This is a genomic window from Williamsia sp. Y853 (genome assembly GCF_056786495.1).
Map to the genome: position 1 here is coordinate 1,537,613 of NZ_JBXCJC010000001.1, position 25,265 is coordinate 1,562,877.

Below are 25,265 nucleotides of genomic sequence, written 5' to 3' on the forward strand. Positions count from 1 at the left end.
CCACCAATACGAAGACGCTCCGCATATTTGCGGAGCGTCTTCGTGTATCCGGAGCGTTTGCGATGGGGGGTGGCTAGACCCTTTCCTTTGCCACAACCGATTCGACCGCGTTGTGACGCGTGAACGTGTACGGGATGCAGAGCGCGAGCAGGGCCGCGAGCAATGCCGCGGCACTGCCGACGATGAAGACCAGCCGGAATGCGGACTCGGCAGGCACCGGGAATCCGATTCCGATGTCGACAGTCGACGTCGTGAGCATGGTCGCAAGCAACGCCGACGCGATCGCGGTTCCGATCGAGCGCATCAGAGAGTTCAGGCTGTTGGCCGCCGCCATCTGGTGCAGGGGTGCGGCCGACATGATCAACGCGGGCATCGCCGAGTATCCGATTCCGACGCCGGTGCTGACCACCAGGTTGCACAACAGGATCTGCCAGGGTTCGAACATCAGGAAGACCGACATCACATAGCCGAGCGTGATGAACAGGGCGCCGATGAGCAGGGTGAACTTGGGGCCGATGTTGATGTTCAACCGGGCTGACACCGGCGACAGGAACATCATCATCAGACCACCCGGCGCGAGGATCAGACCGGTGGCGATCAGGGACTGGCCCATGCCGTAGTCGGTCAGTCCCGGAATGTGCGGGATCTGCAGCAACTGCGGCGCTGCCAGGCCGATCGCCATCAGGGAGAAACCGAAGAGCACCGACGCGGCGTTGGTGACCGCGATGACGGGCTGAGCGGAGACGCGGAGGTCGACCAGTGGTGATTTCGTCCGCAGTTCGAACCAGCCCCACACCGCCAGCACCACCACGCCCGCGGCGGTCAGACCCAGCGTCAGTCCGCTGGTCCAGCCCCACGTCGAGCCCTTCGATACGGCGAGCAACAGGCTGACCATGGCGATGGTGAGTCCCAGGGCGCCGATGACGTCGAACGTTCCGGGGGAGCGGGTCTCGGACTCGCCGACGAACACGAAGACGAGGAGGAACGTGATGATCGCAAGCGCTCCGGAGGTCCAGAACAGGACGTGCCAGTCATAGGTCTGGGTGATCCAGGCAGCCACCGGCATCCCGATAGCGCCACCGACGCCGAGGGTGGCCGACATCGTTGCGATGGCACCGGGAATCCGCGCGGGCGCCAGTTTTTCGCGGAGCAAGCTGATGCCACAGGGGATGATTCCCATGGCCAGTCCCTGCAATCCGCGGCCGATGATCATCGGGAGCACCATGCTGGTCGCCGCACAAACTGCCGAACCGGCAACCATCGCGCCGATGCAGAAGAGGATCACGCGCCGCTTGCCGAACATGTCGGCCAGGCGACCGGCGATCGGCATCGCAACTGCGGCGGTCAGCAGAGTGGACGTGATGACCCAGGAGGCGTTATCGGGACTCGTGTCGAGGTATCCGGGGAGTCGGCCGACAATCGGCACGACCAGGGTCTGCATGAACGACGCGAGCAAGCCGCCGAAGCACAACACCGCGATGAGGACCCGCGGTTCAACCGGCTTGCTCTCTCTACTGTTCATTACTTGCATCATGCATGCATATGGGAGCTACAAACAAGTCCGACATTCGGTCTTGACACCCGGTTTGACGTGCGATGACCTCAGACCAGCAGGCGGTTCTGAAGCGCCTCGACCTCGGCGTCGGTCACCTGACATGCCGCCAGATAGTCGGTGAGCGATCCGAAGTCGTCGGTCATCGCCCCATATGCGGTGTCCAGGAACTCTTCGCGAACACCGAGCAGATCGGCGGAGATCTCGAAAGGCTCGCCGTCCTTGGCGTCGGCGCCGTACACCCGCATCAGGTGCGCACGGAGGGCCTCGACATCGTTGTTGCTGGCCAGGTAGTCGGTGAAGATCTCGTCGCGGCGCACGCCCAAGGCGTCGAGGACGACGGCGGTGACCCAGCCGGTGCGATCTTTACCGGCCGCGCAATGGGTCAGTAGTCGCCGATCGGGATCGCCGAGCACCTTGATGGCCGACCCGACGGCGCTCATCGCACCCGGCAGTGCCGGCATCATCCGGTAGACATCGAGCATGTACTGGCCGCGGGCGGCCGCGTATTCGGCCGACGTCATCTCGTGCGGCGCCTTGCCGTCGCCCCGGCTCAGCCCGAAGGGCAGCGCGTGCACCTGGACACCGCCGGGTACCCGGTCGAATCCGCTGCGCTCGGCTTCGGGCAGGTCGCGAAGATCGAACACATCCGTCACCCCCAGCTCGGAGAGCTTTTGGACACCGCTGTCCTCCAAGCCGCTGAGCTCGGAACTACGGAACAGGAAACCCGCAGCGACGCAACGCCCTTCGTAGGTTTTGAGATCGGACACATTGCGGAAGTTCCAGGCGCCGGGGAGCATGGCGTCAGTGTAAATGGTCACTGCCCCACAGTGCTGACTGTCGAAGTGTCGAGGCTGTGGAAAACTAGTGACTCATGAGCAACGGAACCCTGATCCTGATGCGGCACGGCCAGAGCACGTGGAACGCCTCCAACCAGTTCACCGGCTGGGTCGACGTCCCGCTCACCGAGGAAGGCGAGGCCGAGGCCGTCCGCGCCGGTGAGCTGCTGGTCGAGCACGACCTGCTTCCGGACGTGCTGTACACCTCGCTGCTGCGGCGTGCGATCTCCACCGCGCAGATCGCCCTCGACACCGCCGACCGGCACTGGATCCCGGTCGTCCGGGACTGGCGGCTCAACGAGCGGCACTACGGCGCGCTGCAGGGCCTCAACAAGGCAGAGACCAAAGAGAAGTTCGGCGACGACCAGTTCATGCTCTGGCGTCGGAGCTATGACGTGCCGCCACCGCCCATCGAAAAGGGCAGCGAGTACAGCCAGGATGGCGATGTGCGGTACGCGGACCTTCCGGAGGTCCCGTTGACCGAATGCCTCAAAGACGTTGTTGTGCGGCTCATCCCGTACTTCGAGGAGACCATCGCCGCCGACCTGAAGGCCGGTAAGACGGTGCTCGTGGCCGCGCACGGCAACTCGCTGCGCGCCCTGGTCAAGTACCTCGACGGCATCTCCGACGCGGACATCGCCGGGCTCAACATCCCGACCGGCAATCCGCTGCGGTACGACCTCGACGAGAATCTCAAACCACTCAATCCCGGTGGCGACTACCTCGACCCCGAGGCGGCCAAGGCCGGTGCCGCCGCCGTCGCCGCACAGGGCAACAAATAACGAACTCCTTTTGCCGATGACCGCAGGGGATAATTCCCCTGCGGTTATCGCAACCGTGACTCAGGGTTCCAAGTGAGGTCTACTCTGGGTCCATGGTGGGCAAAAACACATCAGAGGTCGGGGAAGATACGCGCACGTCCAACATCAGCGTGTTGCATTCGGTCCCTCAGGAACGTTATGAGATCTACGTCGACGACATGTACGTCGGCTACCTGGACTATGTCAACGAAACCGAACAGGTGGTGTTGACCCATACCGTCGTCCACAACCAATACAGCGGCCAGGGTTACGCTGCGCACCTGGTCAAGTATGTTCTCGACGATATTGCCAAGACCGGGAAAGACGTGGTTCCGCTGTGTTCCTACGTCGGATACTTCATCGAACTGCACCCCGAATATGCGGCAATGGCCACTGAGGTCACGCGCTGAGCGGTCCCGACCTGTCTTGGCCGGGGGTTTTGGGATGTGCAAAAGTCGCGACGGCGAAGTTCGCGTGAACAACGCCCCAACAGTCGCGTGCGGACTTGTTATCCACAGTAGATGGCGAGCATTCTTCAAGGGTGTTGTGTCGCGCTGCCCGTAAGATTTGCCTGTGACCGTAATTGTTGTCGCAGGAGTGGCCATCCTGGCACTTCTCATCAGTGGGACGGCCGGATGGTTCTTCGGCCGTCGTCGACCAAGGGTGCGTGACCTGCCTCCGGCAGAAGCTGCGCAGACCCGGTCGTCACCGGAGTCGATGACTCCACCGTCGAAGCCCGAACGTCACCCCATGACCCGCGCGACCCTGCTCGACCTCATCGTCGAGGGCGGTGAGACGGGGCTGGCAGTGGTCGACGTGGTGCGCGACGTCGTCTTCTTCAACGAGCGCGCGGTCTACCTCGGGATGGTCCGGGACCATCTGCTCGACGACGACGTCTGGGAACACGCCCAGGTCACCCTGGAGACCGGCGCAGTCGAGCAGTTCAGCTTCGTCCCACCGCAGAGTGCAGGCGGCTTCGTCTCGACCGGGCGCAGCCCCGGCCGCAAGGTCCATGCGGTGTCCTGCCGTAGCGGGCTGGTCACCGACGGCCACGAACGCTACGCGGTGATCTACGGACAGGACGACACCGAGAACGCCCGCGTCGAGGAGACCCGCCGCGACTTCGTGGCCAATGTGTCCCATGAGCTCAAGACGCCCGTCGCCGCGATCGGTTTGCTGGCAGAGGCCCTGATGGAATCGTCCGACGACCCGTACTCCGTCGAGCATTTCGCAGAGCGCGTCCACATCGAGTCGCAGCGTCTGGGCAACATGGTCTCCGAACTGATCGCGTTGTCGCGTCTGCAGGGTGCCGAACGCCTGCCCGACCTCGACGATCTCGAGGTTGATCCGCTGATCGACGACGTCCTCGACCGGGCGCAGATCAACGCCGAGGCCGCCGGGATCAGACTGACCGCCGACGACGATTCCGGGCTGCACGTTCACGGCGACCACACGTTGCTGCGGACCGCCCTGAACAACCTCGTCGCCAACGCCATCGCCTACTCACCCAGCGGGACCGCGGTGTCGGTCAGTCGCCGGGTGGTGACCATCGGGGAACAGCAGATGGTGGCGATCGCGGTGACGGACCGCGGCATCGGTATCGAACCCGAGTATCAGAAGCGGGTCTTCGAACGCTTCTTCCGGGTGGACAAGGCCCGGTCCCGCAAGACCGGTGGCACCGGTCTCGGGCTCGCGATCGTCAAACACGTCGCCTCCAATCACGGCGGCGCCATCAACCTGTGGAGCAAGCCCGGTACCGGCTCCACGTTCACCCTCACCATTCCGTATGTCGCCGACTCGTCCCTGTCGGCGGGATGGCAGACATCCGCGGTCACCAAGCCCGAACCGGCCGCCCCCGTGGTCTTCGAAGAGAAAGAATTGAGCCTTTGACACATGTGCTGATCGTCGAGGACGAGATGTCCTTGGCGGACCCGCTTGCATTTCTGCTCCGAAAGGAGGGGTTCGAAGCCACGATCGTCACCGACGGGGCCAGTGCGCTACCCGAGTTCGAACGGGTGGGACCGGACATCGTCCTGCTCGACGTGATGCTTCCCGGCGCTTCGGGCACCGAGGTGTGCAAAGCGATTCGCGCGCGGTCGTCGGTGCCGGTGATCATGGTGACCGCCCGCGACAGCGAGATCGACAAGGTGGTCGGGCTCGAACTCGGCGCCGATGACTACGTGACCAAGCCGTATTCGGCGCGGGAACTGATCGCCCGGATCCGGGCCGTGCTGCGTCGCGGCGGCGTCGAGGGCGACACCGCCGACCTCGACGGCGGGCTGATCGAGGCCGGACCTGTCTCGATGGACGTCGAACGGCACACGGTGTCGGCGAGCGGGAATCCGATCACATTGCCGCTCAAGGAGTTCGACCTACTCGAATACCTGCTCCGCAACTCCGGACGGGTCTTGACCAGGGGCCAGCTGATCGATCGGGTCTGGGGCGCCGACTATGTCGGTGACACCAAGACCCTCGACGTCCACGTCAAGCGGTTGCGGTCCAAGATTGAAGCGGACCCGGGTAACCCGAAACACCTCGTGACCGTCCGCGGACTGGGCTACAAGTTCGAGCCCTGATCGCCCCGCGGTGTGCGGCTCTGTCGCCAGAGCCGCACACATCCCGATCGCTCAGGAGTGTTCTTCGGGATGCTGGGCGTACTTGATGTCGCCTTCTTGACGCTTGGTGGCGGCCGCGGTGGCCGGATGTATGGCGATGAGCCCCAGCGCGCTGCGCCGGGAACAGATCTTGGCCAGTTCCTCGTAGGCAGGCTCACCGATCAACGCGATCAGCTCCGGCCGGTACGACTGCCAGACCTGCTTTTCGCCGATGTGCGCATCGGGGGACCCCGAGCAGTACCACTGGAGATCGGCGCCGCCCGATCCCCAGCCACGCCGGTCGAATTCGGTGATCGTGGTCTTGAGTACTTCTTCGCCGTCGGGACGCTCGACCCACTGTTGTTCGCGCCGGACCGGTAGCTGCCAGCACACCTCCGGTTTCACCTCGAGCGGTTCGATGCCCTTGCGCAGTGCCATCGAGTGCAGTGCGCAACCCTGGCCGCCGGCAAAACCTGGACGGTTGAGGAAGATGCAGGCACCCTTGTACTTACGGGTCTTGAGGGCAGGCTCACCATCGAGATCGTCCTCCTCGAGGTAGCCGCGCTTGCCCAAAGGGTTGTTGCCCGAACCCTTTTCGTAGAACTGCCAGTCGTCGGGGGTCAGCATCGCCATGCCCTTGGCCAGGATCTCGCGGTCGTCGTCGTCGGAGAGATAGGCGCCATGACTGCAGCACCCGTCGTCCTCGCGGCCCTCGATGATGCCCTGGCATGCCGGGGTGCCGAAGACGCAGGTCCAGTGCGACAACAGCCACGTCAGGTCTGCATTGATGAGGTGTTCTGGATTCGAGGGGTCGACAAACTCGTACCACTCGCGTGGGAAGTCGAGAGGAACTTCGGGTTTCGGCGCGATTTTGGAGGCTGCGTGCACAATCGCCAACGGTAGACGCATTAGGTTGTAGAGCGTGCGTTTAGGAGTGCTAGATGTCGGGAGCAACACAGTCCACCTCTTGGTGGTCGATGCGCATCGGGGCGGTCACCCGACCCCGATGAGTTCGACCAAGTCGACATTGCGACTCGCGGAGCAGATCGACGGTGACGGCAGGCTGACCCGGCGTGGCGCCGACACCCTCGTCGATGCGGTCGACGAGTTCACCAAGATCGCCTACACCTCGGGCTGCGAGCAGGTGATGGCCTTTGCCACCTCCGCGGTCCGGGACGCGACGAACTCCGACGAGGTACTCGATCGGGTCCAGGCGCAGACCGGTGTCCGCCTGACGGTGCTCTCCGGCGTCGACGAGGCCCGTCTGACGTCGCTGGCGGTCCGTCGCTGGCACGGTTGGGGTGCCGGACGGATCCTGGCCGTCGACATCGGTGGTGGCTCTCTGGAGCTCTCCAACGGCGTGGACGAGGAGCCGGACGTCGCGCTGTCGTTGCCGCTGGGCGCCGGACGGCTCACCCGCGAGTGGTTGTCGGAGGATCCGCCGGGTCGTCGCCGGGTTGCTGTGCTGCGGGATTGGCTCGATTCCGAACTGGCTGTGGCGTCCAAACAACTCATCGCGGCCGGACGGCCGGACATGGCCGTCGGCACCTCCAAGACCTTCCGTTCGCTGGCGCGACTCACCGGAGCGGCGCCTTCCAGCGCTGGACCTCGCGTCAAGAGGACACTTACAAGTGATGGTCTACGACAGTTGATCGCGTTCATCTCCCGGATGACCGCATCGGACCGGGCCGAGCTGGAGGGAGTGAGTGTGGACCGTGCTGGACAGCTGGTGGCCGGCGCACTCGTGGCCGAGTCCACCATGCGGGCTCTGTCGGTCGATACCCTGGAGATATGCCCATGGGCCCTCCGTGAAGGTGTGATCTTGCGCAGGCTGGACCTGGAGTCCAGTGATGCCGAATTGCCGGCGGGTCAACGCTAAGGATGGTGAAGTAGCTCATGGCCAGAGGAATGGATCCCGAATCGCGTCCGATCTCGGTTGCCGAGCTCTTGGCACGTGCCAAAGAGCAGGGTGCCGACGATGTGGTCTCGGCTGTCGGGAGTTCGCCTGCCGCGACCGGGCGTCGTCGTCGTGGCGGCAAGGATTCGGTGTCGGTTGCGGAGTTGACCGGCGAAATCCCCCGGGTGACTGCCCAGCCGAAGGCTGCTGAAGCGTCACAGCCGAAGGCTGCGGAGGTGTCCCGGCCGAAGGCTGATCCGCCGTCGGCGCCGCCGAACGTGGAGCAGGCACGGCAACCGGCGACCGGCACACAGTCTTCGACGCTGCCGCCGACCCGGGACTTCAGCACCTCGGAGGTCTCGAAGCGGGCCGCGGCCGCAGCGGGGTCTGGCATCAAGCCGACACCCGGTGCACCTGATCGGCCTGCGCCGCTTGGCGCAAAGCCGGCGACTGTCGATTCGGGGACTGGTGGCCCACTGGAGTCCGGATCCGCTGATGCTTCCGCCGTCACATCGGTGCAGGTTGCGGCCGAACAGGGTTCAGCGGCCAACCGATCGACGTCAGGCGACGCCGATGAGGAGACGACCGGCGTCATCCCGTCGATGCAGGCGTACTCGCAGGTAGATGACAGTGACGACGATCATCGCGTCCTGAGCGCCGCCGAGCGCGAACGAGAGTTCGAGCGGTACCGGAATTTCGAAGACGTCGAGACCGGTGAAGGGCCCGGCGCTGCGACGGCGGGTGGCAAGAAGAAGAAGCGGGGCCTGTTCGGATTCGGTCGCAAAGCCGAACCCGCGATCACGCCGGTTACCGATGATGATGTCGACGACCACTCGGATCGGACTGTGACACAGTTCATTCCGAAGTTGCCCGACAAGTCGGGGGAGTCCGAGGCCGCGACGCCCGCAACGGAACGTGAACCCGCACCGGAGCCCGAAGAGGTGCCGAGGCAGCGGGCGCAGGCAACGCAGGCCGCCGATGATCGCTACCTCCGGTTCGACGAAGATGCTGACACCACTGCCGCCGATGTCACTGCCGCCGATGACGTCGACACGACGAAGTCGGTTGAGACCGCAGATGAATCGCCGACGTCAGAGTTCGGACGGGTTCGCGGCACCGGTGCCGCGGTCGCGGCGGGTGCCGGTTCCGGTCAGGACGAGGCCGGGGTCAAGCCCGGCAAGACCTCGCTCATCAAACATGGCGCGGAGTCGTCGGATTCGGAACCTGAGTCGGCAACGCCGACATCGGGCGGCGCGGAGGAACAGTCCCCGACTGTCCAATGGATGCTGCTCATCGGTCAGGTGCTGGCCGGGCTGGCCGTCGGTGTGGCCCTGTTCTGGGGTTTCACCGAGTTGTGGCGCTGGAACGTCCTGTTCGCGCTGATCCTCTCCGTCGCGGTGATCTTCGGGTTGGTGACGCTGGTTCACGTCGTGCGTCGTAGCAACGATCTGATCAGCACGCTGCTGGCGATGGGTGTGGGATTGCTGGTGACGATAGGTCCTCTTGTCCTGTTGCTGATTGCCGGGGACTGAATCCAGGTGCCGGTGAGTCCGGAACTCCCACCCGAGGACATCTCCGCCGGCCTGCCGAACGTGAGTCAGAGTCATGAATCCTCACCAGACGACACCTCGGTGGGTCTGCCCAAGGTGAGTCCGCGTCCTGAACTCCCACGCGGCGACATCTCGGTGGGCCTGTCGACCGCCTCGGTGTATCCGCAGAACACCGAAGCGGCATTCCAGTACGCCGCCGATCTTGGATACGACGGCATCGAACTGATGGTCTGGGCGGATGCGGCGAGCCAGGACATCACCCGGGTCGCGCGGCTGTCCGAGCATTACCAACTGCCGGTCCTGTCCGTACATGCGCCGTGTTTGCTGATCTCGCAGCGGGTCTGGGGTCGGGACCCGGCTGCGAAACTGGCCCGTTCGGTGGCCGCCGCCGAGGATCTCGGGGCCAAGACAGTGGTGGTGCATCCGCCGTTCCGGTGGCAGCGGAAGTATGCAAACGGATTTCGTGACCTGGTGCAGATCCTCGAGGACGACTCCGACATCGCCATCGCGGTGGAGAACATGTTCCCGATCCGCACCGACCGGTTCTTCGGCAAGTACGACGAGGCGGCCGACCGGATGTTGCGTCGTGGTGGGGGACCGGGCCGCTCGGTGTCGGCTTTTGCGACCTCGATCGATCCGACCGACGATGGTTTTGCGCACTACACGCTGGATCTGTCCCATTCGTCGACGGCGGGCGTCGACGCGATCGAAATGCTCGAACGGATGGGCACGGGCCTGCGCCACCTCCATCTGGCCGATGGCTCGGGCGCCGCGGTTGACGAACATCTGGTCCCCGGTGAAGGTTCGCAACCCTGTGTGGAAGTGTGTAGTCGACTGGCCGAGGGTGACTTCTCCGGTTCGGTCATATTGGAAGTCAGCAGCAGTGCGGTGAACACCAAAGCTGAGCGTCGCGAGATCCTTTCCCGCTCACTGGATTTCGCAAGAAGGAATCTCGAGCGGGCGTAACCACAGGAGTGTTTGTAAGTTGTCTGTGCCCAACCTTGACATCGTCAACACTTTGCAGCAGGTCGGAGACCCGGGATCGGACCGGATCGAGTACACCGCGCAGATCGACCCCGTCTTCACCATCGGCCCCAAGGTCCACGGCGGCACCTTGCAGATGCTCACCGCCAACGCGGCGTTGGCCGGATTCATCGCGACGGCTACCCCCGACAAGCCCGCAGCGTCGGGACTGGCGCCGGTGGCGATCGCCACGAACTTCCTCGGCGCACCGGATCCCGCGGAGATCACTCTTGCGGTCTGGGTGCGCAAACGCGGCCGGCGGGTGTCGCTGGTCGACGTCGAGGTACATCAAAAGGGCCGCAACCTGGTTCATTCGACGGTCACGATCGGCACACCCGACACCGACGGCCACTATTCGGCCCCCTCGACGTTGCGGGACATGCCGGTCGAACCCGGCGACGGCGTGATCTACATCGAGGACAGCCCGATGGGCGACATCATGCACCTCGGTGCGGTCCTCGACATCGCCATCGACGAGAAGTCCGTTGCCTTCGCCCGCGGGCAGAAGGGTGACCCCGTCTTCCGGATGTGGGCCCGACCGAAGACCACCGCGCCCGACGGGCTCTTCGCGGTGCTGGCCGGAGATCTCAGTGCTCCGGTGGTGATGAACCTCGGCATGTTCGGCTGGGCGCCGACGATGCAGCTGACCACGTACCTTCGGCGCAACCCGGCACCGGGCTGGCTGCGGATCGAATCGTCGAGCACCGAGGTCGGGCACGGCTGGTTCGAAGAGGACCATGTGGTCATCGATTCGACCGGGAACGTCGTTGTGCAGTCCCGCCAGCTCGCCATGATCCCTGATGCCAACTGATCCTCGCCCCACAACTGGCGCACACCTACATCAATCTCAGCGTGAGAAAGTGACTTCATGACCCAGCGAATCGCAATTGTCGGCGGCGGCAACATCGGGGAGGCCCTGTTGGCCGGTCTGATCCGGACCGGCAAGCCCGTCAAAGACCTCGTCGTGGCAGAGAAGTTCGCCGCCAGGGCCAAAGAACTGACCGCCGACTACGGAGTCCGCGTCACCGACATCGCCGACGCGGTGGAAGGTGCCGCGATCGTGGTCCTGGCCATCAAGCCGGGAGATGTCGACCCGGTGCTGTCGGTGATGGCCGAGATCGAGGACATGGGTGAGCAGGAACGGCTGACCGTGACCCTGGTCAGCGGGCTGCCCACCGCGAAGTACGAGAACGCGCTGCCCGCAGGCGCGCCTGTTGTCCGGGTGATGCCCAACACGCCGATGCTCGTCGGCGAGGCGATGTGCGGGGTGTCCGGTGGCCGGTACGCCACCGAGGAGCACGTCGCGACCGTGGTGACACTGCTCGAGACCGTTGGCAAGGTTGTCGTCGTCCCGGAAAAGCAGATGGACGCCATCACCGCGCTGTCCGGATCGGGGCCCGCGTACATGTTCCTCATGGCCGAGGCGATGGCCGATGCTGGTGTCAGTCTGGGGTTGACCCGGGCGATGGCGACCGAGCTCGCCGCCCAGACCATCCGTGGCGCCGGTGTGCTGCTCACGGACTCCGGTGTCTCACCGGTGGATCTGCGGGCCGCGGTGACCTCCCCGGCCGGGACGACGGCGGCTGCGGTGCGCGAGTTCGAGCGGTACGGGCTCCGGCATGCGGTCTCCGAGGCTGTGCTCGCCAGTGCGGCCAAGAGCGAGGCAATCGGCAAAGCGGTGCTCTCGGCGATCGAAGCCGACTGACGCTGCGCTCGGGTAAAGCCCGAACGCCGATGGCGGCCATACCCGAAGCAATCGCTTCCGGGTGCGGCCGCCATCGGCGTTTTGCCGGAAAATGTCCACAATTGGGCCGTCAATTAGAAACAATTGCCCACTCACGTCGCATTGACCCCACCCGCCACGCTAAGCTTCGTGAAGCACGTGCGTGTCTGGAGTCCGCAGGAGGGGAAGCCTGCGGCCGCGACGCGTGCACCGGAGGTATGAAATTTTCATGGCATCTGCAAATAAGTCAGGTGACAACGCCGCCGGTGGTGGAACCCAGTTCCTCACCGTCGCCGAGGTCGCAACATTGATGCGGGTCTCCAAGATGACGGTGTACCGCCTGGTGCACAACGGCGAGTTGCCTGCAGTTCGTGTAGGTCGCTCGTTCCGCGTGCACGCAAAGGCTGTTCACGACTATCTCGAGACGTCGTACTTCGACGCCGGTTAGCCCCGGTTGCAGTAATCGCCCCTTACGGGCCGTGGAGCAACATCTACGGTCCGTAAAGTGCTGACCTGCCAACATGTCGGCATCGACCCCTGGTCGGCGGATCTTCGATCCGTAGTGGATTTCGCCACTGGTCGCTCTGGCGGTAAGGTTTGCAGGCGACCCGTTCGCCGGTGTTCTGGCGCGCGTAGTAAGTGAGCCAGCCTGTGTGGACGGCCAAAACCTGTAGGACCATCAGGTCAGATCGTGAGGAAGTTCCCAGATGGGTTCAGTGATCAAGAAGCGCCGCAAGCGCATGTCGAAGAAGAAGCACCGCAAGTTGCTGCGTCGCACGCGAGTGCAGCGTAGGAAACTTGGTAAGTGAGTTTTCTCGTTCTATAGACAGAACCCGCCGCATTGTCGGCGGGTTTTGTCGTTTCCGGGGTCCGCCGGGTCGTGACCGTGACGCTCTGAACTCGGTCGTTTTGATTATCGAGATGTTAACCCGCTACACACTGGCAAAACCCGAAACAACTTCCGTACGCTGGGCGCATGGCCGAGGGCGAGGATGAGGTGGAGTCAGCACCTTCAGTGGTGCTGGTGACGGGTGCGTCGACCTTTCTCGGCGGCTATCTCACCACCCGCCTGTCCCAGAATCCGGCGATCGACCGGGTGATCGCGGTCGATTCGCTGGTCCCGTCGAAGGACATGCTGCGGCGATTCGGCCGGGCCGAGTTCATCCGAACCGATATTCGCCGGACCAGCATCGCCAAGATCATCGACCAGGCCGGTGTCGACACGATCGTGCACGCCTCGACATCCGTGATGGACACCGTCGGCCATTCGGCGGCGATCAAAGAGTTCAACGTCATCGGCACGATGCAGTTGTGCGCGGCCGCTCAGCGCAGCCCGACCGTCAAGCGATTCATCGTTCGGTCTGCCGGGATCATCTACGGGTCGAGTTCCGCGGACCCGGCGCACTTCTCTGAAGAGACCGCGGCCCGCGTCGAGCCCACCAAGGGGTACGCCCGCGACCTCATCGACGTCGAGGGATATGCCCGCGGGCTCGGGCGCCGCCGTCCGGACATGACCGTCACCATCCTGAGGCTGTCCGCGATGCTCGGTCCGAAGATCTCGACCCGGATGAGCAAGTACTTCTCGTCGGCGGTGATCCCGGTCGTGATCGGTCATGAGCCGCGCCTGCAGTTCCTGCACGAGGAGGACGCGCTGTCAGCTCTTGAGCACGCCACGCTGGCCGGGCGTCCCGGGATCTTCAACATCGCTGCCGATGGGGTGATGACCCTGACCCAGGCGGTGCGCCGTGCAGGCCGGATCGGGTTGCCGGTCCCGTCGACGATGCTCGGAACGGTGGCAGGTGTATACCGGGGGATGCGGGTGACGTCGATGCAGCTCGACCAGGTCGATTACGTGACTTTCGGCCGGGTGCTCGACACCACGCGGATGCGGACCGAGCTCGGATTCGCGCCGACGTATACGAGCATCGAGACGTTTGACGATTTTCTGTCGCGTAAACCGTTGGAGCCGGTGATCTCGCCGGACGCCTGGTATCGGGTGGAGGGATGGGCGCGTAAGGCCGCGCTGCAATTGACATGAGCTAGCGGGTGGTTTGTTATCGGAGAACTACGTTGTCGGGTGGCGTTGCACCCGCCGGGGCAGGGACAATGAAGATGTTGTGGCGTGAATGCGACATCCAGGGGTGGCAAGCGTTTCGCTTGAGGAAGGTGCGTGCTGGTGCCGGGTCGGGACCGAACGACTGATGCGCGGACGGCAAAGGTGATCCAGCTCTATTCGAGCTCACCGGGGCCGAACGGCCGCGCGCGTCGGCGACATCCTTCGCAGGCGACCACCAGTGGGGGTAAAGCCGAACCGCCGCAACAGAATTCGGCCGGCAAGACGCGCCCCACAAACGGTCATCCCAACACCGACGACTTTCATCAGGCACCGGTCACGCCGATCAGCGCCGACATCGGGGCGAAGTTGGCGGCAGGGGAGTTCGCCGAACCCGAGCCGTCGTCGCTGCTCAGTCTCGACGGTGTGCGCGGGGCGGTTGCCGACTCGATCACCGGCGCCGCCGGCTACGTCCGGCAGCGGGTCACCGGTGACTACGAGGTCGACGACTTCGGGTTCGATCCGCACTTCACCGAATCTGTGTGGCTGCCTGCGCTGCGGGTGCTGTTCGACAAGTGGTTCCGCGTAGAGGTCAGCGGCATCGAGAACCTCCCGCTCGACGGTGGGGGACTGCTGGTCGCCAACCATGCCGGAACCATTCCCATCGACGCGCTGATGACCTCGGTCGCGGTGCACGATCATCATCCGGCCAAGAGGCACCTGCGGGTGCTCGCGGCCGACCTCGTGTTCGACACCCCGTTCATCAGCGAGATCGCCCGGCGCACCGGATCGACCCTGGCTTGCACCGCGGATGCGCAGCGGTTGCTGCGTGGCGGTGAACTGACGGCGGTGTGGCCCGAGGGATTCAAGGGCATCGGCAAGCTCTACAAAGATCGCTACAAGCTGCAACGCTTCGGTCGCGGCGGGTTCGTCACCACCGCGCTGCGGGCCGGTGTCCCGATCATCCCGGTGTCGATTGTCGGCTCCGAAGAGATCTATCCGATGCTGGGCGACCTCAAGCCGATCGCCCGGCTGCTGGGTCTGCCGTACCTCCCGGTCACCCCGACGTTCCCACTGCTCGGTCCGTTGGGGCTGGTGCCGTTGCCGTCGAAGTGGAAGATCCATTTCGGGACGCCGATCGAGACCGGTCACTACGACGAGCAGGCCGCCGACGATCCGATGGTCGTGTTCGATCTCACCGACCATGTTCGGGAAGAGATCCAGCAGACCCTCTTCAAAATGCTCAGCCGTCGCGGCAGCGTCTACTTCGGCTGAGCTCGCCAAGCCCGATAATGTGCCCTTTTGGCGTATCCCACCTGGGGTTTTGTTCGCCAAAAGGCCACATCATCGGGAGGTGCCGGGTCAGCGGCGGAGGTGTTTGACGGCGGCTGCGGCGCCACCACCTGCGGCACCGAGGAATACCGCGGTCGGAAGGCCGATCTTCGCGGCCTTGCGGGCCGTGCGATAGTCCCTGATCTCCCAGCCGCGGACCCGGGCGACGTCCCGAAGGTCGGCGTCGGGGTTGATGGCCACCGCGGTGCCGACGAGCGAGAGCATCGGCACGTCGTTGTGTGAATCCGAGTACGCGGTGCAGCGCTTGAGGTTGAGTCCTTCGCGGATCGCCAGGGTTCGCACGGCGTGGGCCTTGCCGAGCCCGTGCAGGATGTCGCCGACCAGCCGGCCGGTGAACACACCGTCAACGCTTTCGGCGACTGTGCCCAGTGCTCCGGTGAGCCCGAGCCGGTCGGCGATCGTCTGCGCCAGCTCGACCGGGGTCGCCGTGACCAGCCAGACCTGCTGGCCTGCGTCGATGTGCATCTGTGCAAGGGACGCGGTCCCCGGCCAGATCTTGTCGGCGATGAACTCGTCGAAGATCTCCTCGCCGAGGCGTACCAGCTCTGCGGTCTGACGCCCGGCGATGAACGAGAGGGCCTTTTCCCGGCCCTGGGCGACGTCCTCGGAGTTCTCGCGGCCGGTGATGCGGAACTTCGCCTGGGCCCAGACGAACTCCATGATGTCGCGGTAGCTGAAGTAGTCGCGGGCGGCGAGCCCACGTGCGAAGTGGATCATCGAGGCGCCCTGCACCAGGGTGTTGTCGACGTCGAAGAATGCGGCGGCGGTCAGGTCCGGCGGCACATCGGTCGGTACACCCGGTTCATCGACCTCGATGGTGGCTACGGTGCCCTCGTCCGGGACGTGCAGTGAACGTTCCCGGAGCTTCGAATACGCGGCTTGCGCGCTGGCCTCGCCTGCCAGTGACTGGCGCAGCTCGGCAGCGGACTGACGAAAGCGTCCGACCCGGCTCGTCAGCGGTGACAGTGGACGCGACGGGGTGGCCGGTTTCCCGGGGATGTCGTCGTCATCATCGTCGACCGCATCATCGTCGTCGCGGGCGTCGTCGCGGGCGTCGTCGTGGGTCCTGCCGTGGGTGTGTCCGGGCTCTGATCCTGCCGCGGCCGTCTCGTCGACGTTGTCTTCGATGCGGGGGTCGGTCTCAGAATCATCGCCGCCGGTGTGCCCGTCGCCTGGAGTTTGTGTCACTCCTACCGCCTCCCCTGATCGGTCCGCTTCAAGCGTAGTCGGTGCACAGTGCAAGACTGGCCGTGTGACGATCACGCTGCTCTCCCGGGCGGGTTGTGCCGCCTGCGCCCGTGCGGTTGCCGATTTGCAACCGATCCTCGACGAGTTCGGGGTCGAGTTCGAAGAAATCGATGTCGATGCGGCCGCCGAAACCGATCCCTCTCTGCGCGCCGAATACGGCGATCGACTGCCGGTCGTCCTGCTCGACGGTCGTGAGCATAGCTACTGGGATGTTGATATCCCCAGGTTGGAAGCAGATTTACGACTGAGTGCTGGACACTAGTCCAGACTTGTGGCCAGCATTACAGCGGTCGAGTTTGTGAATCGATTCACAAGCGGTACCGTGGACCGTCGAGTGGTTACGTCCGTGTAACCGAAGTGTTCGGGGGTTCGTGATACCCCGGACGATGCAGCTCAGATGAGGAAGACGGTCGGAATGGCGAAAAGTCCCACGTTGGGGCAGCCGGACATCCCGGGTGCCTCGGTGGCCCGGCTTGCCACGTACCTGCACGTATTGCGTTCGATCAGCGAGACCGGCGCCCTGGTCGTCTCGTCGAACCAGCTCGCCACCGCGGCAGGCGTGAACCCCGCGATCCTCCGTAAGGACCTGTCGCATGTGGGCTCCGGCGGCGTGCGCGGTGTGGGTTACGACGTCAGCCGCCTGATCGCGCGTATCGCGCTGACCCTCGGTGTCGAACACAACCACAACGTCGTACTCGCCGGCGCCGGACACCTCGGCAGGGCCCTGGTCAGCCGGGCCGGATTCGACCGCAGGGGCATCAAGATCGTCGCTCTGGTCGATGCCGATCCCGATCTCGTCGGAACCATCGTCGCGGGCAATGACAGCGAGATGCTGGTCGGCGACCTGGGCGAGGTCGCTGCGATCTGTGTCGAACACGGCGTGGAGATCGCGGTGCTCGCCACCGCGGACGACGACGCGCAGGTCACCTGTGACGCCTTTGTGGCGGCCGGGGTGCAACAGATCCTGAACTTCACCGCCGTCACCCTGCAGGTTCCCGGGCACGTATTCGTGCGACCGGTCGACCTTGCGCTCGAACTACAGGTGATGGCCTTCAATGCGGCACGCAGACATAGTGCGGAAAACGAAGCGGAGCAACCTAATTCGTTGCCGCGCGACCGGTCGGAGACTCCCCGGGCGCGATCGAACAAGAGGTCGGTGGGCGTGTGAGTATCTTTCTGTTCGGCGTATCGCATCGCAGTGCTCCGGTGTCGATCCTGGAACAACTGGCGGTCACCGAATACGACCGGCCGAAGCTAATCGACGAACTCCTCGAGAGCTCGCAGATCAGCGAGGCCATGATCGTCTCGACCTGCAACCGGGTCGAGATCTACGCCGTTGTCGATGCCTTCCACCCGGCTCTCGAGGCCGTGGGTGAGGTGTTGGGCCGGCATTCGGGCATGTCGGTGAACGAGATGACCCGGTACGCCTACGTCCGCTACTCCGAGGCGGTTGTCGAGCATCTGTTCTCGGTGGCGGCAGGCCTCGACTCGATGGTGGTCGGCGAACAGCAGATCCTCGGTCAGATCCGATCGTCCTACGCCAGTGCCGACGCGAACCGATCCGCGGGCCGGGTGCTCCACGAGTTCGCCCAGCAGGCGCTGCGGGTGGGCAAGCGGGTCCACAGCGAGACCGGACTCGACCGGGCAGGCGCCTCTGTGGTGTCGGTGTCCCTGGATCGGGCCCGTGCGGTTCTGGGCCGTGACATCTCCTCGGCCGTGGTGCTCGGCGCCGGTGCGATGGGCGGTCTGGCCGCCGCGCACCTGGCCCGCGGTGGGGTTTCCGATCTCGCGCTGGTCAACCGGACCCACGAGAAGGCTCAGCATTTGGCAGGCAATGTGGCCAAGAATCACGGCATCAATGCGCGGGCGGTCCCGATGGACGAACTGACCGACGCGCTGGCCGATGCCGACGTCCTGGTGACCTGTACGGGCACGATCGGCGCCGTGGTGGGAGTCGGCCAGGTGCACTCCGCGCTGGCCCGGCGGACCGCCAAGGGCCCGCTCGTGATCTGTGATCTTGGTCTCCCTCGCAATGTCGATCCGGCGGCCGCGCGGCTACCGAACGTGCAGATCATCGACATCGAGGGCCTGCGCGGCGACGAGGCCACCAAGGCTGCCGACGCCGATGAATCAGCGGCCCGCGAGATCGTCCTGGCGGAACTCGCCGACTACATGACCCACCAGCGTCAGGCCGACGTGACGCCCACCGTGACGGCGCTGCGGCAGCGTGCGGCCGACGTTGTCGAAGGTGAGATCCTGCGGCTGGAAAGCCGGTTGCCGGGCCTCGACGACCCCCAGCGTGACGAGGTCGCAAAGACTGTCCGCCGGGTTGTCGACAAACTCCTGCACGCACCGACGGTGCGTGTCAAACAACTTGCGAGTACTCCGCAGGGTGATCAATACGCCGAGGCGCTGCGTGAGCTGTTCGAGCTCAAACCTGGTGCAGCAGAATCGGTTTCAACTCCCGAAGTCGGTCTCACGGAGACCGATGCACCCCGAAAGGGTCACTGAGAAATTGAGTTCTTCGTCACGCCGCAATCCGATCCGGATCGGCACCCGGGGTTCCTTGCTGGCCACCACTCAGGCGGGCACGGTTCGTGATGCCCTGATCGCTGCCGGGCATCCGGCCGAGTTGGTCATCATCAAAACCGCAGGCGACCTGTCGGCCGCGCCGGTACAGGAAATCGGGGTCGGGGTGTTCACCACCGCGATCCGCCAATCGTTGACCGCGGGTGAAGTCGACGTCGCGATCCACTCCTACAAAGATCTCCCGACCGCGCACGAGCCGGGCCTGGTCATCGCGGCGACCCCGACACGTGAAGATCCCCGAGATGCGCTGGTCGCAGCCGGTGGCAAGGTGCTCGGAGAGCTGCTGCCCGGTGCCACCGTTGGCACCTCGGCCCCGCGACGGGCCGCGCAGCTTAGGGCATTGGGTCTCGGTTTGGAAATCCGCCCCCTTCGAGGCAATCTAGATTCTCGGTTGGGCAAAGTCGCCAGCGGTGAACTCGACGCGGTGGTGGTGGCCAGGGCCGGACTGGTACGTATCGGACGGGCTGATGAGGTCACCGAAGCGTTGGATCCGGTCCAGGTGCTACCGGCGCCTGCACAGGGAGCTTTGGCCGTGGAGTGCCGTGAAGACGATGCCCAACTGGTGAGCATTCTCGCCGAGTTGGATGATCCGTCCACCCGTGCGGCGATTGACGCCGAGCGTGCGGTACTCGCGGCCCTCGAGGCCGGGTGCACCGCGCCGGTCGGTGCGATGGCCGAAGTGGTCGAGTCGATCGACGAAAGCGGGCGCATCTTCACCGAACTGTCGCTCCGCGCGACGGTGGTGGCCGAGGACGGATCCGATTCCGTCCGGGCCTCGGTGGTGGGCCCGGTCTCGAGAGCGACCGAACTAGGCCGAGAACTTGCCGCAGAACTGCTGGAACTGGGAGCGAAAACGCTCCTCTAGGACCGGCGGGCCGAGCTACAGCCCCGAACGGGGCAGGAGAGCAACATGAGCCGAACCAAAAAGGTCATCACGCCTGGACGAATCCTCTTCGTCGGGGCAGGACCCGGCGATCCCGGGTTGCTGACCGTCCGTGCCCGCACTGCGATCGAGAACGCCGTCACGGTGTTCATCGACCCCGACGTGCCGTCCGCGGTCGTCGCGCAGATCGGTGCCGGATCCGGTGAGCCGACTTCGTCGAAGACGGGATCGTCGCGTTCGGGTGCCACGAAACCGAGCAAGCAAGACATTAGCGCCGCGGCCGAGGGTGTAGATCAGCAGGGTGTGCAACAGCCTGATGTCGACCCGGCTGACGACGACAACAACCAGGTCAGCAACGTGCGGCCGGCCCTTGGTGACCCCAATGAGGTCGCCAAGACGTTGGTAGCCACCGCGCGGGAGGGCCACGATGTGGTCCGCCTGGTCGCCGGTGACCCGCTGACCACCGATTCGGTCCTGGCCGAGGTCAATGCCGTGGCCCGCACGCAGGTGCAGTTCGAGGTCATCCCGGGATTGCCCGCCACGGCCGCTGTACCGAGCTACGCGGGTATGCCGCTGGGTTCGGCTCATGCTGTGGCCGATGTCCGCGGAGAGGTCGACTGGGCGGCTCTGGCCGCCGCTCCCGGACCGCTCGTGCTGCACGCGACGTCGGGTCATCTCGCCGAGACCGCCAGTGCGCTGACCGAGAACGGTCTGGCCCCCCAGACGCCTGCCGCGATCACCGTCAACGGCACCACCTGCCAGCAGCGCACCATCGAGGCCACGCTGGCGACCCTGAACGAGAGTGGCAGCGCCCTGACCGGGCCGCTGATCGTCACCATCGGCAAGGTCGTCGCCGCGCGCGCCAAGCTGAACTGGTGGGAGTCGCGCTCGCTATACGGCTGGACCGTGCTCGTGCCGCGCACCAAGGATCAGGCAGGCGACATGTCGGATCGGCTCGTGACACACGGCGCCATCCCGATGGAGGTCCCGACGATCGCGGTCGAACCACCCCGGAGCCCGGCTCAGATGGAGCGTGCGGTCAAGGGTCTGGTCGACGGCCGCTACCAGTGGGTGGTCTTCACTTCCACCAACGCGGTTCGCGCGGTCTGGGACAAGTTCGCCGAATTCGGTCTGGATGCAAGAGCTTTCAGTGGCGTGAAGATCGCCTGCGTGGGCGAGGCCACCGCCGAGAAGGTGCGTAGCTTCGGTATCAACCCGGAACTGCTGCCCACCGGCGAGCAGTCGTCGCTGGGGTTGCTCGAGGACTTCCCGCCGTACGACGACGTCTTCGATCCGGTGAACCGGATCCTGTTGCCGCGCGCCGACATCGCCACCGAAACCCTGTCCGAGGGCCTGCGTGGCCGCGGGTGGGAGATCGACGATGTGACCGCGTACCGCACCGTTCGGGCAGCGCCGCCGCCGGCCGAGACCCGCGAGATGATCAAGACCGGTGGTTTCGACGCGGTCTGCTTCACCTCGTCTTCTACGGTCCGCAACCTCGTCGGTATCGCCGGGAAGCCGCATGCGCGCACAATCGTCGCCTGCATCGGTCCGAAGACCGCCGAAACCGCGACCGAGTTCGGGCTGCGCGTGGACGTGCGGCCGGAGAACGCATCGGTGCCGGAGCTCGTCGACGCGCTCGCCGAGCATGCTGCCCGCCTGCGGGCCGAGGGTGCACTGCCCCCTCCGCGTAAGAAGGCTCGTCGCTCGCGCTCGTAGGCTTGATTTCATGACCGCACATTTCGATCGACCTGTCCCTACCGATCGACCTGCCCCTACCGATCGACCCCGTCGGCTACGCAATACTCCGGCCATGCGCCGGCTTGTTGCCGAGACATCGCTCGAGGCACGCCATCTGGTGTTGCCGATGTTCGTGGCCGACGGGCTCGATGAACCCCGTCCGATCAGTTCGATGCCCGGGGTTGCCCAGCACACCGTCGAGTCGCTGCGGCGGGCCGCCGAGGCGGCTGTCACGGCGGGTGTTGGCGGTCTGATGTTGTTCGGTGTCCCGACGCCGGAGGACAAGGACGCTGTCGGTACCGCAGGCACCGACCCCAACGGCATCCTCAACGTCGCGCTACGGCAGCTGCGGAGCGATCTCGGTGATTCGACCGTGATCATGGCCGACACCTGTCTCGACGAGTTCACCGATCACGGCCATTGCGGTGTCGTGCGTCCGGACGGCGCGGTCGACAACGACGCCACGCTCGCGCGCTACACGGAGATGGCCGTCGTGCAGGCGCGGTCCGGAGCGCACATGGTCGGTCCCAGCGGAATGATGGACGGCCAGGTGGCCGCGATCCGCACCGCACTCGATGACGCCGGTTTCATCGACACCGGGATCCTGGCGTACACCGCGAAGTACTCGTCGGCGTTCTACGGCCCGTTCCGCGAGGCGGTCGGCTCGTCGCTGGAGGGTGACCGCAAGTCGTACCAGCAGAATCCGGCCAACCTGCGAGAAGCCACCCGCGAACTGCACCTGGATCTGTCGGAAGGTGCCGACATCGTGATGGTGAAGCCGGCGATGCTGTACCTCGACGTGCTCCGCCGGATCGCCGACGAATCCGATGTTCCGGTGGCCGCCTACCAGATCTCCGGTGAATACTCGATGATCACGGCTGCCGCCGAGCGGGGATGGATTGATCGGGATGCGGCCATCGCCGAGTCCCTTCTCGCCATCCGGAGAGCCGGAGCTGACATCGTCCTCACTTATTGGGCACATGAGGTTGCATCTGCGCTACATTGACAATCGCAAGCAACAAGTGATTGTTCATCGGGGTGGGGCCTGATGGCGTGACCGGGGTTCTGGGGGATCAGCTGTGTCGGACCAACCGAGTCGTCTTGAAGTGGCTTTTGCCAGATCCATCGAACGCAGGCGAGAGACCGCCGGCCCTTTGTGCAGCCGAGATGACCTGTACCACTTCGTGAGTCAGCTTCGGGGTGAGGGCATCCCGGTCGAGGCATCTGCCGCCGTCCTCGACTTCGATCCCATGGATTTTCGGCAGTGGCTGGACAAGGACACCGTGGTTCAGTACCCCTCGGGCCACACCCTCAACGCCTCGGGGCAGGTGCTCCCACTGGTCGGCGGCTCGCGTCCGGCGCCGAAACGGAATCGTCAGGAAGCTGCGCCGAGCGATCAACTGCGGCGGGCTTTTGACGGTCCGGTCCGAAAACGGGCAGCCGAACTCTTTCCCGAACCGCCTCTCGACGAAGCGGGTTGGTTTCCGCTGGTGCGGTTGCTGGCAGGCGAGGGGGTGCCGGTGGACGTCAGTACCGCGATCCTCGGTGTGGACCTCGATGCCTATCGGTTCTGGATGGCCGACGGGCGACGCCAGATCACCAGCATCGTCGGTGACTCGGGAAGGCCTGCCTGAGCGGCGCCAACTAGGCTGGGACGCATGTCCGTGCCCCCCACGCCCCATGGCCAGAACCCACACAATGGGCCCCCGGCCGGCCAGAGTCCTGGCGCCGGGTCGGAGCCCACATCCACCAAGCCGGCCATCCCGAATGCCACGGCGATCGCCACCGAGCTGTGGATCCTCGTGATCGTGGCCCAGTGCGTCATCTTCGGGTCGCAATATCGGCAGTTCTTCGATACCGCCGACGACATCGCCAAGGACAATCCGGACGCACAACTGCCCGACGGGATGATCTGGGCGGTCATCGCTGTCACCGGTCTGGTTTTGGCGGCGGCTTTTGCCGGGTTGACCTGGCTTGCCCGGATCGGCCACAACTGGGCGCGCCTGGGTCTGGGGTTCTTCAGTTTCTTCCTCGTCGTACAAACGGTGTCGGCGTTCTTCGCCGACGGATCCGACACCTGGGTGATGATCCCGAATGTGATCGGCGGTGTGGCCGCCCTCGGTGCGGGTGTGCTGCTGATGCATCGCGATTCGGACACCTACTGCAAGGACATGACGCGGTGGCGCAAAGAGAAGAAGCAGCGACCACCGTCGTACTACAACACCTCCTACAACACCCCGTATCCGCAGCAGCCCTACTACGGACAGCCGTACGGCGGGCAACCCCAGCAGTACGGGCAACCCCAGCAATACGGACAACCCCAGCAGTACGGACAGCAGCCGCCGAATGGTGAGCAGCCCCGCTACGGTGGCGAATCCGGATATCCACCCGCGGGATATCAACCGCCAGCCGGTCCCGATCACTACAGTCCAGAAGACAACAGACCTGACCCAGGAGACCGAACGTGAGCAGCAAGCCTGTCGAACCGGCCGCACCGCCGACCCTGGTCACCCGCGCCTACTGGCTGTGGACGATCAGTGGCGTGCTGATGGGTCTGTATGGAATCGGGATCATCGTCGCAAGTCTGATCGAGGGTATCGGCGGGTTCGTGGCACTCGGGGTCTTCTTCACGGCCATCGGTGCCGCGTTGATCATCGCGGCGCGTAAGGCATTCCCCGGCGATCAGCAGTGGCGTTCGGCACTGGCCGTGTTCACCCTGATGCTGGTTGCCCTCGGGATCATGGCCTCGTTCTTGATCAAGGGTGCTGCCGCGCTGCCCCTGCTGTTCAGCGTCATCGCGCTCATCGGGTCGATGATGGCGTTTCGCCCCTCGTCGGATCCCTGGTTCGAAGAAGAAAAATGAGCGGCAATCGCGAGTTGGATCCAGTGGAGGGCGAGACGCTCTTCTATGAGCCCGGCGGTGCCTGGTGGGTCGTGGCCATCGGCCCAGTGCTTTGTCTGACCGTGTTCATCATGGAAATCTTCGGCGGCGGTCAGCTGCATTGGCCGGCGTTGCTGGCCTTCGCGGTGCTCATCGGCGGGTTCTCTCTGCTGCAGGTCTATGCCGCCCGCGCCCATGTCAGTGTCCGGCTCACCGAGGCATCGTTGCGTCAGGGTGCGCAGACCATCCGCCTCGACGAGATCGAAGAGGTCTTCCCCGAGAATCACGGCCACGAGCACGCGAAGTGGGAGAGCGCACCCGCGCTCGGTGAGCTGTCAGCGGTGCCTCGGCGCCGAGGTGGTGTGGGCGTGAAACTCAACAGCGGCCGCCTGGCTCAGGCCTGGGCCCGGGACGTAGACCGTTTCCGATCCGAGCTGGTGCAGGCACATCAGGCCGTGCAGATGGGTCTGGGCCCGAAAAACCGCGGCGGCGACACACCCGATTGACGGGGCGCGACCACCGCGCCCCGCCGTCGAGCGT

Annotated in this window: 27 protein-coding genes; 23 read left to right on the plus strand and 4 right to left on the minus strand. The window is 64.9% G+C overall.

The genetic code is table 11. The annotated features are described in order from the left end of the window. Positions 1–73 precede the first annotated feature (73 nt). Positions 74–1,522 (minus strand): MFS transporter, encoded by a 1,449-nt coding sequence (locus AC1TPF_RS07295; protein WP_482135782.1) that lies wholly within the window; start codon positions 1,520–1,522, stop codon positions 74–76. An 80-nt stretch (positions 1,523–1,602) separates the two neighbouring features. After that, complete coding sequence (locus AC1TPF_RS07300) at positions 1,603–2,373, minus strand: tyrosine-protein phosphatase (RefSeq protein ID WP_482135781.1); 771 nt, start codon at positions 2,371–2,373, stop codon at positions 1,603–1,605. 53 nt (positions 2,374–2,426) lie between these two features. On the opposite strand from AC1TPF_RS07300, the gene AC1TPF_RS07305 reads away from it, so the two are divergent. From AC1TPF_RS07305 to AC1TPF_RS07320, 4 genes are all read left to right on the plus strand, one after another. After that, on the plus strand, positions 2,427–3,173 hold the full coding sequence (locus AC1TPF_RS07305) for a phosphoglyceromutase (protein WP_482143280.1): 747 nt from the start codon (positions 2,427–2,429) through the stop codon (positions 3,171–3,173). A 92-nt stretch (positions 3,174–3,265) separates the two neighbouring features. Further along, the gene (locus AC1TPF_RS07310; protein WP_482135779.1) at positions 3,266–3,601 is read left to right on the plus strand and encodes a GNAT family N-acetyltransferase; all 336 of its coding nucleotides are present in this window, start codon (positions 3,266–3,268) and stop codon (positions 3,599–3,601) included. Positions 3,602–3,764: 163 nt separating this feature from the next. Continuing rightward, complete coding sequence (locus AC1TPF_RS07315) at positions 3,765–5,081, plus strand: sensor histidine kinase (protein WP_482135778.1); 1,317 nt, start codon at positions 3,765–3,767, stop codon at positions 5,079–5,081. Beyond that, positions 5,078–5,767, plus strand: coding sequence for a winged helix-turn-helix domain-containing protein (locus tag AC1TPF_RS07320; RefSeq protein WP_482143282.1), 690 nt, complete (start codon positions 5,078–5,080; stop codon positions 5,765–5,767). Before AC1TPF_RS07315 ends, AC1TPF_RS07320 begins: the two co-directional genes overlap by 4 nt. Positions 5,768–5,818: 51 nt before the next feature. Here AC1TPF_RS07320 and AC1TPF_RS07325 read toward each other — a convergent pair whose 3' ends face one another. After that, positions 5,819–6,694, minus strand: coding sequence for a DUF3109 family protein (locus AC1TPF_RS07325; RefSeq protein ID WP_482135776.1), 876 nt, complete (start codon positions 6,692–6,694; stop codon positions 5,819–5,821). Positions 6,695–6,707: 13 nt separating this feature from the next. Here AC1TPF_RS07325 and AC1TPF_RS07330 point away from each other — a divergent pair, with 13 nt between their 5' ends. The 9 genes from AC1TPF_RS07330 (at position 6,708) to AC1TPF_RS07370 (ending at position 15,306) form a co-directional block, all read left to right on the plus strand. Beyond that, positions 6,708–7,664, plus strand: a complete 957-nt coding sequence (locus tag AC1TPF_RS07330) for a Ppx/GppA family phosphatase (RefSeq protein ID WP_482135775.1) — start codon at positions 6,708–6,710, stop codon at positions 7,662–7,664. A 17-nt stretch (positions 7,665–7,681) separates the two neighbouring features. Next, entirely contained in the window at positions 7,682–9,214 is a 1,533-nt protein-coding gene (locus tag AC1TPF_RS07335; protein WP_482143283.1) for a hypothetical protein, read from the plus strand. Positions 9,215–9,328: 114 nt separating this feature from the next. After that, complete coding sequence (locus AC1TPF_RS07340) at positions 9,329–10,198, plus strand: sugar phosphate isomerase/epimerase family protein (protein WP_482137263.1); 870 nt, start codon at positions 9,329–9,331, stop codon at positions 10,196–10,198. A 25-nt stretch (positions 10,199–10,223) separates the two neighbouring features. Beyond that, the gene (locus AC1TPF_RS07345) at positions 10,224–11,066 is read left to right on the plus strand and encodes a thioesterase family protein (protein ID WP_482144048.1); all 843 of its coding nucleotides are present in this window, start codon (positions 10,224–10,226) and stop codon (positions 11,064–11,066) included. Between the two features lie 57 nt (positions 11,067–11,123). After that, positions 11,124–11,960, plus strand: a complete 837-nt coding sequence (gene proC, locus AC1TPF_RS07350) for a pyrroline-5-carboxylate reductase (protein ID WP_482143285.1) — start codon at positions 11,124–11,126, stop codon at positions 11,958–11,960. A 247-nt stretch (positions 11,961–12,207) separates the two neighbouring features. Further along, positions 12,208–12,426: a helix-turn-helix domain-containing protein gene (locus tag AC1TPF_RS07355; RefSeq protein WP_482135772.1), complete on the plus strand. Its 219-nt coding sequence runs from the start codon at positions 12,208–12,210 to the stop codon at positions 12,424–12,426. A 259-nt stretch (positions 12,427–12,685) separates the two neighbouring features. Then, complete coding sequence (locus AC1TPF_RS07360) at positions 12,686–12,787, plus strand: 30S ribosomal protein bS22 (RefSeq protein ID WP_003402602.1); 102 nt, start codon at positions 12,686–12,688, stop codon at positions 12,785–12,787. Between the two features lie 167 nt (positions 12,788–12,954). Continuing rightward, a complete protein-coding gene (locus AC1TPF_RS07365; RefSeq protein WP_482143286.1) occupies positions 12,955–14,016 on the plus strand; it encodes an NAD-dependent epimerase/dehydratase family protein in 1,062 nt (353 codons plus the stop codon). Positions 14,017–14,151: 135 nt separating this feature from the next. Continuing rightward, on the plus strand, positions 14,152–15,306 hold the full coding sequence (locus tag AC1TPF_RS07370; protein ID WP_482144050.1) for a lysophospholipid acyltransferase family protein: 1,155 nt from the start codon (positions 14,152–14,154) through the stop codon (positions 15,304–15,306). An 87-nt stretch (positions 15,307–15,393) separates the two neighbouring features. Here the strand turns inward: AC1TPF_RS07370 and AC1TPF_RS07375 are convergent, their stop codons facing one another. Then, on the minus strand, positions 15,394–16,572 hold the full coding sequence (locus tag AC1TPF_RS07375) for an HAD family hydrolase (RefSeq protein WP_482143287.1): 1,179 nt from the start codon (positions 16,570–16,572) through the stop codon (positions 15,394–15,396). Between the two features lie 64 nt (positions 16,573–16,636). On the opposite strand from AC1TPF_RS07375, the gene AC1TPF_RS07380 reads away from it, so the two are divergent. From AC1TPF_RS07380 to AC1TPF_RS07425, 10 genes are all read left to right on the plus strand, one after another. Further along, positions 16,637–16,894, plus strand: a complete 258-nt coding sequence (locus tag AC1TPF_RS07380; protein WP_482135768.1) for a glutaredoxin family protein — start codon at positions 16,637–16,639, stop codon at positions 16,892–16,894. 153 nt (positions 16,895–17,047) lie between these two features. Next, complete coding sequence (locus tag AC1TPF_RS07385; RefSeq protein WP_482143289.1) at positions 17,048–17,800, plus strand: redox-sensing transcriptional repressor Rex; 753 nt, start codon at positions 17,048–17,050, stop codon at positions 17,798–17,800. Then, positions 17,797–19,143: a glutamyl-tRNA reductase gene (locus AC1TPF_RS07390; protein WP_482143291.1), complete on the plus strand. Its 1,347-nt coding sequence runs from the start codon at positions 17,797–17,799 to the stop codon at positions 19,141–19,143. Before AC1TPF_RS07385 ends, AC1TPF_RS07390 begins: the two co-directional genes overlap by 4 nt. Next, positions 19,121–20,086, plus strand: coding sequence for a hydroxymethylbilane synthase (gene hemC, locus AC1TPF_RS07395; protein ID WP_482143293.1), 966 nt, complete (start codon positions 19,121–19,123; stop codon positions 20,084–20,086). Before AC1TPF_RS07390 ends, hemC begins: the two co-directional genes overlap by 23 nt. A 45-nt stretch (positions 20,087–20,131) precedes the next feature. Next, a complete protein-coding gene (locus tag AC1TPF_RS07400) occupies positions 20,132–21,823 on the plus strand; it encodes a bifunctional uroporphyrinogen-III C-methyltransferase/uroporphyrinogen-III synthase (RefSeq protein WP_482135764.1) in 1,692 nt (563 codons plus the stop codon). Between the two features lie 10 nt (positions 21,824–21,833). After that, positions 21,834–22,850: a porphobilinogen synthase gene (gene hemB, locus AC1TPF_RS07405; RefSeq protein WP_482135763.1), complete on the plus strand. Its 1,017-nt coding sequence runs from the start codon at positions 21,834–21,836 to the stop codon at positions 22,848–22,850. Positions 22,851–23,028: 178 nt separating this feature from the next. After that, positions 23,029–23,478: a hypothetical protein gene (locus tag AC1TPF_RS07410; protein WP_482135762.1), complete on the plus strand. Its 450-nt coding sequence runs from the start codon at positions 23,029–23,031 to the stop codon at positions 23,476–23,478. 24 nt (positions 23,479–23,502) lie between these two features. Then, a complete protein-coding gene (locus tag AC1TPF_RS07415) occupies positions 23,503–24,312 on the plus strand; it encodes a hypothetical protein (RefSeq protein ID WP_482143294.1) in 810 nt (269 codons plus the stop codon). After that, on the plus strand, positions 24,309–24,707 hold the full coding sequence (locus AC1TPF_RS07420; RefSeq protein WP_482143295.1) for a hypothetical protein: 399 nt from the start codon (positions 24,309–24,311) through the stop codon (positions 24,705–24,707). The genes AC1TPF_RS07415 and AC1TPF_RS07420 overlap by 4 nt, the downstream gene beginning before the upstream one ends. Further along, positions 24,704–25,231: a hypothetical protein gene (locus AC1TPF_RS07425; RefSeq protein WP_482135759.1), complete on the plus strand. Its 528-nt coding sequence runs from the start codon at positions 24,704–24,706 to the stop codon at positions 25,229–25,231. Before AC1TPF_RS07420 ends, AC1TPF_RS07425 begins: the two co-directional genes overlap by 4 nt. The last annotated feature ends 34 nt before the right edge of the window (positions 25,232–25,265 follow it).

Excerpts from the sequence above, each read along its gene's own strand:
- AC1TPF_RS07295 (WP_482135782.1), bottom strand. The coding sequence starts at position 1,522 with ATGAACAGTAGAGAGAGCAAGCCGGTTGAACCGCGGGTCCTCATCGCG.
- AC1TPF_RS07305 (WP_482143280.1), top strand. The coding sequence starts at position 2,427 with ATGAGCAACGGAACCCTGATCCTGATGCGGCACGGCCAGAGCACGTGG.
- AC1TPF_RS07310 (WP_482135779.1), top strand. The coding sequence starts at position 3,266 with ATGGTGGGCAAAAACACATCAGAGGTCGGGGAAGATACGCGCACGTCC.
- AC1TPF_RS07325 (WP_482135776.1), bottom strand. The coding sequence starts at position 6,694 with ATGCGTCTACCGTTGGCGATTGTGCACGCAGCCTCCAAAATCGCGCCG.
- AC1TPF_RS07335 (WP_482143283.1), top strand. The coding sequence starts at position 7,682 with ATGGCCAGAGGAATGGATCCCGAATCGCGTCCGATCTCGGTTGCCGAG.
- proC (WP_482143285.1), top strand. The coding sequence starts at position 11,124 with ATGACCCAGCGAATCGCAATTGTCGGCGGCGGCAACATCGGGGAGGCC.
- AC1TPF_RS07355 (WP_482135772.1), top strand. The coding sequence starts at position 12,208 with ATGGCATCTGCAAATAAGTCAGGTGACAACGCCGCCGGTGGTGGAACC.
- AC1TPF_RS07360 (WP_003402602.1), top strand. The coding sequence starts at position 12,686 with ATGGGTTCAGTGATCAAGAAGCGCCGCAAGCGCATGTCGAAGAAGAAG.
- AC1TPF_RS07365 (WP_482143286.1), top strand. The coding sequence starts at position 12,955 with ATGGCCGAGGGCGAGGATGAGGTGGAGTCAGCACCTTCAGTGGTGCTG.
- AC1TPF_RS07385 (WP_482143289.1), top strand. The coding sequence starts at position 17,048 with ATGGCGAAAAGTCCCACGTTGGGGCAGCCGGACATCCCGGGTGCCTCG.
- hemC (WP_482143293.1), top strand. The coding sequence starts at position 19,121 with ATGCACCCCGAAAGGGTCACTGAGAAATTGAGTTCTTCGTCACGCCGC.
- AC1TPF_RS07400 (WP_482135764.1), top strand. The coding sequence starts at position 20,132 with ATGAGCCGAACCAAAAAGGTCATCACGCCTGGACGAATCCTCTTCGTC.
- hemB (WP_482135763.1), top strand. The coding sequence starts at position 21,834 with ATGACCGCACATTTCGATCGACCTGTCCCTACCGATCGACCTGCCCCT.
- AC1TPF_RS07415 (WP_482143294.1), top strand. The coding sequence starts at position 23,503 with ATGTCCGTGCCCCCCACGCCCCATGGCCAGAACCCACACAATGGGCCC.
- AC1TPF_RS07425 (WP_482135759.1), top strand. The coding sequence starts at position 24,704 with ATGAGCGGCAATCGCGAGTTGGATCCAGTGGAGGGCGAGACGCTCTTC.